Raw genomic sequence first — 12310 nt, 5'->3', positions numbered from 1 at the left:
ATAATGAGACTTCAAGTATCAAAATTATAAAAAATGTGATGTGGTGCGGTCGGGCCGTCCGGGATTGCCCCGGCGGCGTGCAATCCACGATCGAATTGATGCGGATTCCGGCTTCTTCTAAGGTCGTCTCGTTTCGGATGGATCTTTCTCGGTTTTGGGCGGTGGTGCATGGAGGCTCTCGACGAGGGCAAGGACACGATTCCGACGAATCTGCGTCTGCTTCTGGTGATGGAGGCGGTCGCGGCCGCGGGCGTTCCGATCACGCCGACCCAGGTCAACCTGGCGCTCGGCTTGCCCAAGCCGACCATCCACCGGCTGTTCGCCACGCTGGAGGAGGAGGGCTTCCTGCAGCGCGACATCGACGGGCGGAGCTATGCGCCGGGCCGGCGGGCGCGCGAGATGTCGGGGGGCATCCTGTCGTCGCTCCGCCTGCGCACGGCGCGGCTGGCGATCCTGACCCGGCTCGCCACCGGCATCGGCGAGACCTGCAACATCTCGCTGCCCGAGCGCGACTCGATGATCTACCTGGAACGGGTGGAGACCGACTGGCCCCTGCGCATCCAGCTTCCGGTCGGCACGCGGGTGCCGTTCTACTGCACGTCGTCCGGCAAGATGTACCTGAGCTCGCTGCCCACCCGGCACCTCGACCGCTATCTCGCCGCCGCCACGCTGGAGCAGCGCACCCCGCGCAGCCTGACCGATCCGGCGAAGCTTCGCGAGGAGCTCCTGAAGACCCGCGCCTTCGGCTACGCCGTCGACGACGAGGAGTTCATGGAGGGCATGATCGCGCTGGCGGTGCCGATCCGCGACACCAACGGGCGCCTGTTCGCCACGCTGTCCTTCCACGCGCCGACCCAGCGCTTCGACATCCCGCGGGCGAAGGCCTTCCTGCCGCATCTCGACGCCGCCGCGCTCGAGCTGTCGCGGCTTTCCTTCGACTGAGGCGGGACCGGGCCGCAACCGGACCGGGCGCCCGGCGCGCGGGCATCCACGACACAGATCAGCCAACGACCAGAGCCCGGCATGCGCGCCTGCGCGCGGAAGCCGGGCCGCACACTCCGGGGGAGCCATGATCCTGACCGTCAACGCGGGCTCGTCGAGCCTGAAGGTCGCCGTCTTCGATCCGTCCGAAGCCCTGGCCGAGGTCGCCTCGGGCACCGTGTCCCGGATCGGCGGCGCGGCGGCGATGAAGACCGTCGACCGGCTGCACGGCGAGAGGGCGTCGGTCGTCGAGGCCGCCGATCACGACGAGGCGCTCGCGCGCCTCATCGCGGCGCTGGCACCCGTCTGGGCGGACCAGCCGCTCACGGCGGTCGGCCACCGCATCGTCCACGGCGGCAGCGCGCTCACCGAGCCGAGGGTGCTCGACGATGCGACGATGGCCGAGCTCGCGCGGCTGGAACCGCTGGCGCCGCTGCACGTGCCCATCAACCTGGCCTGCGTGCGCGCCGCGCGGGCGGCCGCGCCCTCGGTGGTCCAGGTCGGCTGCTTCGACACCGGCTTCCACCAGACGATGCCGTGGGTCCAGTCGGCGTTCGCCCTGCCGGCGCGCTTCTACGACGAGGGCCTGCGCCGCTACGGCTTCCACGGCCTCAGCTACACCAGCGTCTCGCGCCGGCTGAAGGCGATGCACCCGGAGCTTCACGCCGGCCGGGTGATCGTCGCCCACCTCGGCAACGGCGCCTCCATGTGCGCGGTGGCCGGCGGCGAGAGCCGGGCCACCACCATGGGGTTCTCGACCCTCGACGGCCTGGCGATGGGCACCCGCTGCGGCCAGATCGATCCCGGCGCGCTCCTTCACCTGATGCGGTTCGAGGGGATGGGCCTGGAGGAGCTGGAGCGGCTGCTCTACCGCGAGAGCGGCCTGCTCGGCCTCTCCGGCGTGAGCGCCGACATGCGCGACGTGGAGGCGGCGGGCACACCGGCGGCGGAAGCGGCGATCGCCTATTTCGTCGCCCGCGCTCAGCGCGAGATCGGCGGGCTGACGGCGGTCCTCGGCGGGCTCGACGCGCTGGTCTTCTGCGGCGGCATCGGCGAGAACTCGCGCCGCGTCCGGGCCGACATCGTCGCCGGGCTGGGCTACCTGGGCCTGGCGATCGACGCCGACGCCAACGCCCGAAACGCGACCGACATGTCCGCCGGCCCGACGCCTGTGCTGGTGATCCCCACCAGCGAGGAAGAGGTGATCGCCGAGGCCGCGGCCCGGCTCGCCGGCGGCCCGACGACCGCCTGACCCTCCGGATCGGGTGCCGGCCTAGGCGTGCGCCGCGCCGCGCACCCGGTCGACCAGGACCGCCGGATCGGCCGGGAGGTGATCACCGCGCCAGGCGACGTGCTGGTCGGGCCGCATTAGCGTCAGCGCGGTGGTGTAGGCCGCGGCCAGCGGATCGGTGGTGTCCACGTCGAGCACCGTCAGCGGCAGGCCGACGGCCGCGGCCGCGTCGACCAGCGGGCCGGCGTCGACGGCGGGATCGAAGCGCAGCAGCGCGAAGTCCGGGCCCATGGCGTCGTAGAGCGAGCGCCCGTCGGCGAGCCACAGATGGGGCGCCCGGCAGCCCGGAACGGTCGACGAAGTGAACGTCTCCATGGTGTAGCCGGGGGCCATCTCGCCGTCATAGGCGATGATCGGCGAGGCGTCGTAGTAGTAGCCGAAGTTCAGTCCGCCGCAGCAGTACTGCTGCACGTTCAGCCGGTAGACCTCTGCGCCGAAGCGGGCGCGGATGGCGTCGGCGTCCGGCCCGGCGTCGTCGATCTCGGCCGGGATGGCGCTGCGCTGCTTGGCCATCGAGGCGCAGTGGTCCATGGCGAACCGGCTCACCTGGTCGGTGATCGGCAGCCGCTCGGCCTGGTGGGCGTCGAGGATCGCCTCGGGCGCCCAGCCGTTGAGGCGGCCGGCCAGCATCCAGGCGAGGTTGGCGGCATCGGCGATGCCGGCGTTCATTCCATAGCCGGCATAGGGCACCCAGAGGTGGGCGGCGTCGCCACAGATGAACACCCGGCCCTCGCGCATCTTGTCGGTCACCAGACGCCGCCCGTACCAGTCCTCGTTGGCGAGGATCTCGTAGGACACGTCGTCGGGGATGCCGAGGATGGCGCGGATGCAGGCGTCGCGGTCGACGGAGTCGAAGTCGGGTTCGTCGTCGCGCAGGTAGTTGTGCACCAGCCAGGTCGAGCGGCCGTCGATGGAATAGACGTTGCCGCTGCGCGTCGGGTTCATGGAGAACATCGCCCAGGTCGGCGGCACCGTCATGCAGCCGATGAGGTCGGGGCAGCGGATGTAGGTGGACTGGACGCGCTGGATGACCGCGTCGCCTGACAGCGATGCGCCGATCGCCTTGCGGGTCGGCGATCGCCCGCCGTCGCAGCCGACGAGATACTGCGCCTCGATGGTGCGGACCTCGCCGCTGTCGAGGTCGCGGATGGAGACGCGGACGCCGTCGCCGTCGGTCTCGAAGCCGGTCGCCTCGTGACGGTGGAACGCGGTGATCCGCTCCGAGCGCGCCACGTGGCGGGCGAGGATCGGCTCCAGGAAGATCTGGTTGATCCGGTGCGGCGGCTCAGGCGTCGGCCAGGATCCGTCGGGGCCGGTATCGGCCGGCGTGAAGCGGTCGTTGCGCGAGGCGATCGGCACCCGCGCGATCTCGCGCCCGGTGGTGGTCGTCCGGTAGGTCACGTCGTGGGGATAGTCGCCCGGCAGGCCCGCCTCGCGGACGTCGGCGGCGATGCCAAGCCGGCGAAAGATCTCCATCGTGCGGGCCGAAACGTGGTTGCACTTCACGCTCGGCGCCTCGTCGGCGCGGCGGGTCTCGACCGTCACGACACGCACGCCGCGCGCTGCCAGGTCCAGCGCAAGGGTCATGCCCACGGGTCCGGCTCCGATGACGACGACGTCCGATTTCAACTGCACGGAACAAGGTCTCCACTCGATGGGAACTGGCTGGCGTGCGCAAGGGTCCGCGCGGCCGCCCGGACGATAGGGGATATCAGGGAGGCTGAAAACAGACTCCTGGTGGCGGCCGCGGCCGGCGTTCGCGGGCAGGCTCCGGCGGTCACGGCGCGGGCGGCGGTGGCGGGGAGGGCGGCAGCGGACGCGTCGCCACATAGGCGGCGCCGCCGGCCATCAGCGCGGCGACGGCGGCGGCCAGCGGCCAGCCCGGCCGCACCATCATCCAGAAGAACGCGTAGCCGGCCGCCATGCCGGAATAGGCGAACAGCTTGGCGCGGAGGGGGATGGCGCCGTGGCTGCGCCAGTCCCGCAGCACCGGCCCGAAGCGGCGGTGCGACAGCAGCCACGCCTCCAGCCGGGGCGAGGAGCGGGCGAAGCAGCCAACCGCGACGATCAGGAACGGGGTGGTGGGCAGCACAGGCAGGACCACGCCCGCGAAGGCGAGCGCGACGAACAGCCAGCCAAGGATCAGATAGACCAGCCGCACGTGCGCGCCCCTGTTCCCGCCGGGAGATATCCCATGCCAACGCCCGAAGGGGGCCGGCGGTTGCCGGCTCCCCTCGGAGGGGCATCGGTCGAGTGGGCTCAGCCCTGCAGGTCTTCCCACATCTGCTTGTCGCGCTCGGCGGTCCAGACGCGCGGGGTGTCGATGCCGCGGGCCTCGTCGAAGGCGCGGGCCACGTTGAACGGCAGGCAGTGCTCGTAGATCGCGTAGTCGGAAAACTTCGGATCGCAGACTTGGCGGCAGGCGTCCCAGGCTTCCTTCAGCGTGCCGCCGCGCGCCGCCACCTTGGCGATCGGCCGGTAGGTGGAATCGAGGAAGTCGCGGGTGAGCTCGATCGCCTCTTCCACCTTCGCCTCGCCCATCAGTGCGTCGCCGCGGCCCGGCGCGATGGCGGTGGGCTCGAACGACTTCACCGCGTCCAGCGTGTCGCCCCAGTCGGAGAAGTGCCCGTCGCCGCAGTAGCAGGCGGATTTGTATTCCACGAGGTCGCCGGTGAACATGACGGCGGCGTCCGGCACCCAGGCGACGATGTCGCCGGCGGTGTGGCCGCGGCCGAGGTGCATGAGGTCGACGCGGCGGTTGCCGAGATAGACGCTCATCGAGGTCTCGAAGGTCATCGTCGGCCAGGTCAGGCCGGGGATCGACTCATGGCCCTGGAACAGGCGCGGGAAGCGGCCGAACTCGGAGTCCCAGTCCTCCTTGCCGCGCTCGTAGACCATCGAGCGGCAGACGTCGGAGGCGATGATCTCGTCGGCGTTGTAGGCCGAGGCGCCGAGCACGCGGACGGCGTGATAGTGGCTGAGCGTCACGTAGCGGATCGGCTTGTCAGTGACCGAGCGCACCTTCTCGATGACCAGATTGGCCAGCCTCGGCGTCGCCTGGGCGTCGAAGATCATGACGGAATCGTCGCCGATGATGACGCCGGTGTTCGGATCGCCCTCCGCGGTGAAGGCGTAGAGATCCGGTCCGACCTCCTCGAAGGAGATCTTCTTGTCGCTCATGTCGCCGGTGGAGGCGAATTGTTTTGCCATAGGTCGAGTCCCTTGGTTTCGGTCGGGCGCCGCAGCGGCGCCGGTTGGTGCAGGCCGCGCGCGGGGCGCGGCGTCGGTCAGGGGTCGGTCAGGCGGTCGCGCCGTGCTTGCCGGCGGTCCAGCCGACGGGTCCGATGGCGCGCTCGGCCAGCCGGCCGGGGGCCGCTTCCATCTCGGTCGCCATGGTGTCGTTCCAGCGGTTCAGATAGCCGAACAGGGCAATCGAGGCGACGATCTCGACGATCTCGTCGTCGTTGAAATGCCGCCTCAGCTCGTCGAAGTGCGCCGCCTCGGCGGTGTTGGGAACGCCGCCGGCATGCAGCGCGAGCCGAAGCGCCGCCTTCTCCGCGTCGGTGAACAGCGGGCTCTCCTCGAACGTCCAGATCGCCGCGATCTTCTCGTCGGAGACGCCGTAGACGCTGGAGAGGTTCGCCATGTGGCCCTGGCAGTAGCGGCATCCGGCCGCCGAGCTCGACATGTAGGCGACCATCATCTTGAGGTCTTCCGGAACGGTGCCCTCGTAGAGGATCGCCTGGTTCAGCAGCATGAAGGCCTCGGCGATCTTCGGCCGCCGGCTCATGGTCAGGATCGAGTTCGGCAGGAAGCCGCGGATGCGGTCGTAGCGTTCGAACAGTTCGGCGAACTGCGGCAGGGTCTCGCGGTCAAGCGGCGTCACGTGGGGCATTGTCGTCCTCCCGGGTTTCGAGCCTGCGCCAGTTCGCCGGCCGGCGATTGCGACGGGCGGGAAGCGCTCTGCGGCTCCGGCCGCCGGTTGATCCGGCGGCCCCTTTGTCTGGCGTGCGCTCCCGGTGGGGCCGGGCGCGCGGTCGACGCGTCGCTCCGGTCAGTTGCCGGTTTCGGCCGCGATCGCCTTCATCTCGTCCTTCAGGGATCCGAACGCGCCATCGCCGTCGGCGGTGTGGATGTCGTCGATCACCACGCGGCCGTTCTCCTCGACGACGTCGAAGCGCGTCTCGGAGACCGCCTGGTATTCGGGCTCGCTGCCGAAGCAGGTCAGGAACCTGTAGCGCGCGACGACGACGCTCGGCGGTCCGGCGCCCGGCTCGGCCGCGATCGCGATGTCCTTCAGCGGACAGCCGTCCTGGGCATTCACGATCACGTCGTAGTCGAAGGGCGTGCCCGCCTCGCTGGCGAACGCGCTCTTGCTGGCCTCGGCGAACAGCGCCCGGAAGTCCCGGCTGTAGAGCTGCGCCAGCCGTTCGTCGGAGAACAGCGGCTGGAAGTCCGAGCCGTCGTCCGCCCAGTTCGACTGGGTCAGCTTCATCACCTCGACGACGGGCGCGGTCGCGTCCGCCGCGAACGCCGGTCCGGCGATCAGCAATCCGGCCAGGGCCAGGCCCGCAAGCCTAGCCATCGTATTTCTCGACCGTCTGCTCGATGGCGCCGAAGATCGAGTGGTGCTTGTCGTCCATCATCTCGATGCGCACGGTATCGCCGAAGCTCATGAACGGCGTCTTCGCCTCGCCGGTGTCGATGGTCTCGACGGTGCGGATCTCCGCCAGGCACGAATAGCCGACGCCGCCTTGGTCGACCGGCTTGCCGGGGCCGCCGTCGAGCTTGTTGGAGACGGTGCCCGACCCGATGATCGCGCCGGCGCCGAGCGGGCGCGTCTTGGCGGCGTGGGCGACCAGCGTCGGGAAGTCGAAGGTCATGTCGATGCCGGCATTGGCGCGGCCGAACGGCTTGCCGTTGTAGTCGACGCAGAGCGGCAGGTGCACCTTGCCGCCGTCCCACTTGTCGCCCAGCTCGTCGGGGGTGACGGCCACCGGCGAAAAGGCCGACGACGGCTTCGACTGGAAGAAGCCGAAGCCCTTGCCGAGCTCGGCCGGGATCAGCCCGCGCAGCGACACGTCGTTGACCAGCATGACCAGGCGGATGCGTTCGGCGGCCACCTCGCGCGACGCGCCCATCGGCACGTCGTCGACGATCACCGCGACCTCGCCCTCCATGTCGATGCCCCACGCCTCGTCGGCGAGCCGGATCGGATCGCGCGGGCCGAGGAAGGCGTCCGAGCCGCCCTGGTACATCAGCGGGTCGGTCCAGAAGGTCGCCGGCATCTCCGCGCCGCGCGCCTTCCGCACCAGCTCCACGTGGTTCACGTAGGCCGAGCCGTCGGCCCACTGGTAGGCGCGGGGCAGCGGGCTCATGGCGTCGTGCTCGTGGAAGCGCTCGGCCGGCACCGAGCCGTGCTCGAGGCTCTCGGCGAGCGCGGCGAGCTTCGGCCCGCAGCGGGTCCAGTCGTCAAGGGCGGCCTGCAGGGTGGGGGCGATCTCGCCCGCGTCGGTCATCTGCGTCAGGTCGCGCGACACGACGACGAGGCGGCCGTCGCGGCCGCCGGACTTCAAGGTTGCGAGTTTCATCGATCCCAGTTCCCTTCGGGCGTTCCATCAAAGCGCTTCTTAAGGCCGTCCCAGCAGTCGTGGTAATTCTCCTGCAGGGTCTTCGTTTCCGAAGCGTAGCGCGTCAGGTGCTGGGGGTATCGAGTTTCGAACATGAAGGCCATGGTCTCTTCGAGCTTGGTCGGCCGAAGCTCGGCGGTGGACGCCTTCTCGAAGCCGAACGCGTCGGGGCCGTGCGGCAGCATCATGTTGTGCAGGCTCATGCCGCCGGGCACGAAGCCCTCTTCCTTGGCGTCGTACTGGCCTTTGATGAGGCCCATGAACTCCGACATGATGTTGCGGTGGTACCAGGGCGGCCGGAACGAATGCTCGGCCACCATCCAGCGCGGCGGGAAGATCACGAAGTCGATGTTCGCCGTGCCCGGCTCGCCCGACGGCGCGGTCAGCACCGTGAAGATCGACGGATCGGGATGGTCGAACAGGATCGCGCCCACCGGCGAGAAGGTCGACAGGTCGTACTTGTAGGGCGTGTAGTTGCCGTGCCAGGCGACGACGTCGAGCGGCGAATGGTCGATCTCGGTCTCGTAGAAGCGCCCGCCCCACTTCACGTGGACGCGGCACGGCACTTCCTTGTCCTCGTAGGCGGCCACCGGCGTGCGGAAGTCGCGCGGATTGGCGAGGCAGTTGGCGCCGATCGGGCCGCGGTCGGGCAGCGTGAACTTGGCGCCGTAGTTCTCGCAGACGTAGCCGCGCACCGGCCCGCCCGCGAGACCCACCTTGAACATCATGCCGCGCGGGACGATGGCGATCTCGCCCGGGGCGACCTCCATGCGGCCGAGCTCGGTGAACAGGTCCAGCGTGCCGTCCTGCGGCACGAACAGCATCTCGCCGTCGGCGTTGAAGAAGTAGTCGTCCTCCATCGCCTCGTTGAAGGCGTAGACGTGCGCCGCCATGCCCACATGGGTGTGGACGTCGCCGGCCGTCGTCATGGTGCGCATGCCGTGGACGAAGGTCGTCGCCTCGTTCGGCATCGGCGTCGGATCCCAGCGGAACTGGCCGATCGGCAGCGTGCTGTCGTCGAGGTTGGGGGCGCTCTTCCAGTTCGGCGCCTCGAACGGCGTGAAGCTGCTGGTGTGGCGGACCGACGGGCGGATGCGGTAGAGCCACGAGCGCTCGTTGGTGCCGCGCGGCGCGGTGAACGGCGAGCCCGACAGCTGCTCGGCATAGAGGCCGTAGGGGCAGCGCTGGGGCGAGTTCTGCCCCTGGGGCAGCGCGCCCGGTAGCGATTCGGTCTCGAAGTCGTTGCCGAAGCCCGGCATGTAGGCGATGCCCATGGCGTTCTCCCTGTCGCGAAATTCAGCTGCGTTTCTGTCAGGCCCCGGGCCCGTCGGGCGGGGCCCGGCCCGGTCGGATCGGGCGGGCGCGCTCGATTGCGGCCGGCGGCGCCGCGCCGCGCCATTGCCTCGACGGCCCGGACGGGCCAGATTGGCACGCAAGATCATATCATCTGAAACGGTTGTCAACCGAATGACGGAACCGCGTCCCGACGCCGAGGCAGCCTTCCACCTCGACGATTTCCTGCCCTACCTGGTCAACGTGCTGGGCACGCGGCTGTCGGTCGAGCTCGGCGCGGACTACGGCCGGCGCTTCTCCATCTCGATCCCGGAATGGCGGGTGCTGGCGCATCTCTCCCAGTACGAGCACGTCTCCGTGCGCGAGATCTACCGGCGGGTGGAGATGGACAAGGCGAAGGTCAGCCGGGCGGCGGCGCGGCTGGAGGCGGCCGGGCTGATCCGCAAGGACGTGCCGGAGGACCGCCGGCTGGTGGCGCTGTCGCTGACGGAGAAGGGGCGGGCGCTGTTTTCCGAAATCGCCCCGCTGGCGCTCGCCTTCGAAGAGCGCTTCCTGGAGAAGCTCACGCCCGAGGAAGCGGAGACGTTTCGCCGGCTGGTGGGCAAGCTTCTGCGCTGAGGGCGGCGGTCGCCGCGTCGGCGCTGGAAAGCGCCTTGTCGAGCAGCGCCAGGAAGGTCTTGCGTTCGGCGGCCGTGAGGCCGGCCAGAAGGTCTTCCTCCTGCCGCAGCATGTCGGCCTCGATGAGGTCGGCGACCGACGCCCCGGCCTCCGACAGCCGCAGCTCGAAGGCGCGGCCGTCCCGGGGCGAGCGGACGCGGGCGACCAGACCCGCCCGCATCAGCGGCGTCAGCGCCTGCATCAGCGTCGGCGCTTCCACCTGCAGCAGCCGGGCGAGCGCCACCTGGCTGATGCCGGGGTTGGCGCGGATGAGCAGCAGGATGCCGCCCTGCACCGGCGTGGTGGACACACCGAGCGCCCGGAACCAGTGGCCCCAGTGGGTGATCCAGCGGGCCTGCAGCCGGCGCAGCCGGTAGCCGACGATCCCCTCAAGGGGCGTCAGCACCGGCTCGCCGCCGGCGGAGGGGGCGTCGCCGTCGCTCAAGCGCCCCGCACCGCGATCGTCGTCTCGCCGATGCCCTGCATCCAGGCCTGCATCACGTCGCCCGGCACGACCGGCGCGACGCCTTCCGGCGTGCCGGTCAGGATGACGTCGCCCGGATAGAGCGTGTAGGCCTTCGAGGCGACGGCGATCAGGCGCTTCACGTCGAAGACGAGGTGCTGCGTGTTCGACTTCTGCCGCGTCTCGCCGTTGACCTTCAGCTCGAAGTCGAGGGCGCTCGGGTCCGGCAGCTCGTCGGCCGTCACCACCCACGGGCCCAGCACCGTGAAGGTGTCGAGGGACTTGCGGTAGCTGCGGTCCTCGGTGCCGCGGATCGTCATGTCGAAGCCCATCGTGTAGCCGGTTACATAAGACAGGGCGTCCTCCTCGGAGATCCGGAAACCCTGTTTGCCGATCACCACCGCCAGCTCGATCTCGTGGTCGATGCGGCGGTCCGACCAGTCGGCGACGACGCCCTCGCCGGGGCCGACGAGCGAGCTGGTCGCCTTCAGGAACACGCCGCACTCGGCGATGGTCTTCACGCTGGAGCCGAAGTTGATCTGGGTGTCGACGCGGGATTCGTCGAGGTGGAGCTGGTAGTTCACCGGCGCGGCGACGATCTTGCCCGGATTGGCGATCGGGCTCAGCAGCTTCACCTCGCTCAGCTTCTTCGCCGGCGCGTCCGGGGCGAGCCGCTCCATGGCCGCGCGCATCTCGCCGAAGTGGGCCATGAACAGGTCGCCGTGGGGCAGCGGCCAGCGGACCGGCGGCAGGGCATCGGCGGCGGCCGTCACGTCACGGACGGTGTCGCCCTCCACGAGGCCGAGGCGGTTGTCGTCGAACCGGCAAAAGCGCATGCATGTCTCCCTGAATTTTGTTGGATTTTCGTGAGGCAGGACCGCTCGCCCGGCCGCCATGGGCCGGCCGGGCAGGGCTGTCCGCTTGGGCGTCGTGTCAGCCGCGCTGTTCGCGGAACAGGCCGAGCTTCTCCTGGGCGACCCGGTCGGACAGGCAGAACAGGAAGGAATCCTCTTCCGCCTTGAACGAGCGCCACGCCCACGCCGGCAGCACGACGACGTCGCGCGGGCCGTAGGTGAACGTCTTGCCGCCGGTCGTCACCTGGCCGCGGCCTTCGGCCACGCACATGACGATGCCGTCGGTGGAGCGCATGCGGGTGGTCTCGAAGCCCTTCTGCACGTGGGTCATCCACGCCGACATGGTCGGCATCGTCCAGCCGCCGTCGACCGGGTTGGCGTAGCGCAGCGTCGTCGCCAGGTGCGGATCCGGGGCCTCGCCCTTCGCCGCCGTCACCAGCGCCTCGCGGGTGCGCTCGTAGGGATAGTTGAAGATCGGCGTGGTCTGGCCGTAGCGGCGGCCGGAGTCGTCGAGCGGCAGCATGCGGCTGCCGAAGCGGGCCAGCGCGTCGCCCTCGGGCCGGGTCAGGCTCTGGCTCTTGTCGTTGTAGCCTTCCGAGAACACGGTCTCGAAGAAGCGCACCATCGGGATGTCCAGGCCGTCGAGCCAGGCGCACGGGCCGGAGCCCTCGTTGCCGTGGTCGTGGTAGGCCCAGCTCGGCGTGATGACGAAGTCGCCGGCGCGCATGGTGGTGCGCTCGCCGCCCACGGCGGTGAAGGCGCCTTCGCCCTCCAGCATGAAGCGCAGCGCCGACGGGGTGTGGCGATGCGCCGGCGCCGTCTCGCCCGGCATGATCAGCTGCAGCCCGGCATAGATGGTGGCGGTGGCGCGGCTCTCGCCGGTGAAGGCCGGGTTCTCGAGCACCAGCACGCGGCGCTCGGCCTCTTCCGCCGTCAGCAGCCCGCCGGATTCCATCAGCAGCGGCCGCACCTCTTCGTAGCGCCACTGGTGGGGCACCGCCTTGGAGGTCGGCTCCGGCGGCATCAGCCCCTTCAGCACTTCCCACAGCGGGGCGAGGTTGTTCGGCGCCAGCCGGTCGTAGAACTCCTGGCGCTTGGCGCGGGTGGCGCCGTCGATGGTCTCGGTCATCGTGTTTCCTCC

At 69.9% G+C, this 12310-nt stretch carries 13 protein-coding genes; 3 read left to right on the top strand and 10 right to left on the bottom strand.

Going from position 1 to position 12310, the window contains the following annotated elements; all coding sequences use genetic code 11:
* Nucleotides 1-168 precede the first annotated feature (168 nt).
* Complete coding sequence (locus AB7M35_RS12420; RefSeq protein WP_453960191.1) at nt 169-942, top strand: IclR family transcriptional regulator; 774 nt, start codon at nt 169-171, stop codon at nt 940-942.
* Between the two features lie 127 nt (nt 943-1069).
* A complete protein-coding gene (locus tag AB7M35_RS12415; RefSeq protein WP_453960189.1) occupies nt 1070-2233 on the top strand; it encodes an acetate/propionate family kinase in 1164 nt (387 codons plus the stop codon).
* Nucleotides 2234-2254: 21 nt separating this feature from the next.
* Here the strand turns inward: AB7M35_RS12415 and AB7M35_RS12410 are convergent, their stop codons facing one another.
* The 7 genes from AB7M35_RS12410 to hmgA all read right to left on the bottom strand — a co-directional run bounded on the left by AB7M35_RS12410 (nt 2255) and on the right by hmgA (nt 9176).
* On the bottom strand, nt 2255-3907 hold the full coding sequence (locus tag AB7M35_RS12410; RefSeq protein ID WP_453960188.1) for an FAD-dependent oxidoreductase: 1653 nt from the start codon (nt 3905-3907) through the stop codon (nt 2255-2257).
* 142 nt (nt 3908-4049) lie between these two features.
* A complete protein-coding gene (locus tag AB7M35_RS12405; RefSeq protein ID WP_453960187.1) occupies nt 4050-4433 on the bottom strand; it encodes a YbaN family protein in 384 nt (127 codons plus the stop codon).
* A gap of 98 nt (nt 4434-4531) precedes the next feature.
* On the bottom strand, nt 4532-5482 hold the full coding sequence (locus AB7M35_RS12400) for an MBL fold metallo-hydrolase (protein ID WP_453960185.1): 951 nt from the start codon (nt 5480-5482) through the stop codon (nt 4532-4534).
* A gap of 88 nt (nt 5483-5570) precedes the next feature.
* Nucleotides 5571-6167: a carboxymuconolactone decarboxylase family protein gene (locus tag AB7M35_RS12395; RefSeq protein ID WP_453960183.1), complete on the bottom strand. Its 597-nt coding sequence runs from the start codon at nt 6165-6167 to the stop codon at nt 5571-5573.
* 159 nt (nt 6168-6326) lie between these two features.
* Nucleotides 6327-6857, bottom strand: coding sequence for a hypothetical protein (locus AB7M35_RS12390; protein ID WP_453960182.1), 531 nt, complete (start codon nt 6855-6857; stop codon nt 6327-6329).
* The gene (locus AB7M35_RS12385) at nt 6850-7863 is read right to left on the bottom strand and encodes a fumarylacetoacetate hydrolase family protein (protein ID WP_453960181.1); all 1014 of its coding nucleotides are present in this window, start codon (nt 7861-7863) and stop codon (nt 6850-6852) included. The genes AB7M35_RS12390 and AB7M35_RS12385 overlap by 8 nt, the downstream gene beginning before the upstream one ends.
* Entirely contained in the window at nt 7860-9176 is a 1317-nt protein-coding gene (gene hmgA / locus AB7M35_RS12380) for a homogentisate 1,2-dioxygenase (RefSeq protein WP_453960180.1), read from the bottom strand. The genes AB7M35_RS12385 and hmgA overlap by 4 nt, the downstream gene beginning before the upstream one ends.
* A 193-nt stretch (nt 9177-9369) precedes the next feature.
* On the opposite strand from hmgA, the gene AB7M35_RS12375 reads away from it, so the two are divergent.
* Nucleotides 9370-9813 carry a MarR family winged helix-turn-helix transcriptional regulator gene (locus AB7M35_RS12375; protein WP_453960178.1) on the top strand — a complete coding sequence of 148 codons (444 nt, stop codon included), beginning with the start codon at nt 9370-9372 and terminating at the stop codon, nt 9811-9813.
* Here the strand turns inward: AB7M35_RS12375 and AB7M35_RS12370 are convergent.
* The 3 genes from AB7M35_RS12370 to gtdA form a co-directional block, all read right to left on the bottom strand.
* On the bottom strand, nt 9758-10297 hold the full coding sequence (locus AB7M35_RS12370; RefSeq protein WP_453960177.1) for a MarR family winged helix-turn-helix transcriptional regulator: 540 nt from the start codon (nt 10295-10297) through the stop codon (nt 9758-9760). The genes AB7M35_RS12375 and AB7M35_RS12370 overlap by 56 nt on opposite strands.
* A complete protein-coding gene (locus AB7M35_RS12365; RefSeq protein ID WP_453960175.1) occupies nt 10294-11151 on the bottom strand; it encodes a fumarylacetoacetate hydrolase family protein in 858 nt (285 codons plus the stop codon). The genes AB7M35_RS12370 and AB7M35_RS12365 overlap by 4 nt, the downstream gene beginning before the upstream one ends.
* A 97-nt stretch (nt 11152-11248) precedes the next feature.
* Nucleotides 11249-12298: a gentisate 1,2-dioxygenase gene (gtdA, locus tag AB7M35_RS12360; RefSeq protein WP_453960173.1), complete on the bottom strand. Its 1050-nt coding sequence runs from the start codon at nt 12296-12298 to the stop codon at nt 11249-11251.
* Nucleotides 12299-12310 lie beyond the last annotated feature (12 nt).

The organism is Amorphus suaedae (assembly GCF_053629675.1).
Note: the sequence above shows the minus strand (reverse complement) of the source record. Positions and strands in the feature narration are given on the sequence as shown.

Coding starts and splice junctions, on each gene's coding strand:
- AB7M35_RS12420 (WP_453960191.1), top strand. CDS start 169: ATGGAGGCTCTCGACGAGGGCAAGGACACGATTCCGACGAATCTGCGT.
- AB7M35_RS12415 (WP_453960189.1), top strand. CDS start 1,070: ATGATCCTGACCGTCAACGCGGGCTCGTCGAGCCTGAAGGTCGCCGTC.
- AB7M35_RS12400 (WP_453960185.1), bottom strand. CDS start 5,482: ATGGCAAAACAATTCGCCTCCACCGGCGACATGAGCGACAAGAAGATC.
- AB7M35_RS12395 (WP_453960183.1), bottom strand. CDS start 6,167: ATGCCCCACGTGACGCCGCTTGACCGCGAGACCCTGCCGCAGTTCGCC.
- AB7M35_RS12390 (WP_453960182.1), bottom strand. CDS start 6,857: ATGGCTAGGCTTGCGGGCCTGGCCCTGGCCGGATTGCTGATCGCCGGA.
- AB7M35_RS12385 (WP_453960181.1), bottom strand. CDS start 7,863: ATGAAACTCGCAACCTTGAAGTCCGGCGGCCGCGACGGCCGCCTCGTC.
- hmgA (WP_453960180.1), bottom strand. CDS start 9,176: ATGGGCATCGCCTACATGCCGGGCTTCGGCAACGACTTCGAGACCGAA.
- AB7M35_RS12375 (WP_453960178.1), top strand. CDS start 9,370: ATGACGGAACCGCGTCCCGACGCCGAGGCAGCCTTCCACCTCGACGAT.
- AB7M35_RS12365 (WP_453960175.1), bottom strand. CDS start 11,151: ATGCGCTTTTGCCGGTTCGACGACAACCGCCTCGGCCTCGTGGAGGGC.
- gtdA (WP_453960173.1), bottom strand. CDS start 12,298: ATGACCGAGACCATCGACGGCGCCACCCGCGCCAAGCGCCAGGAGTTC.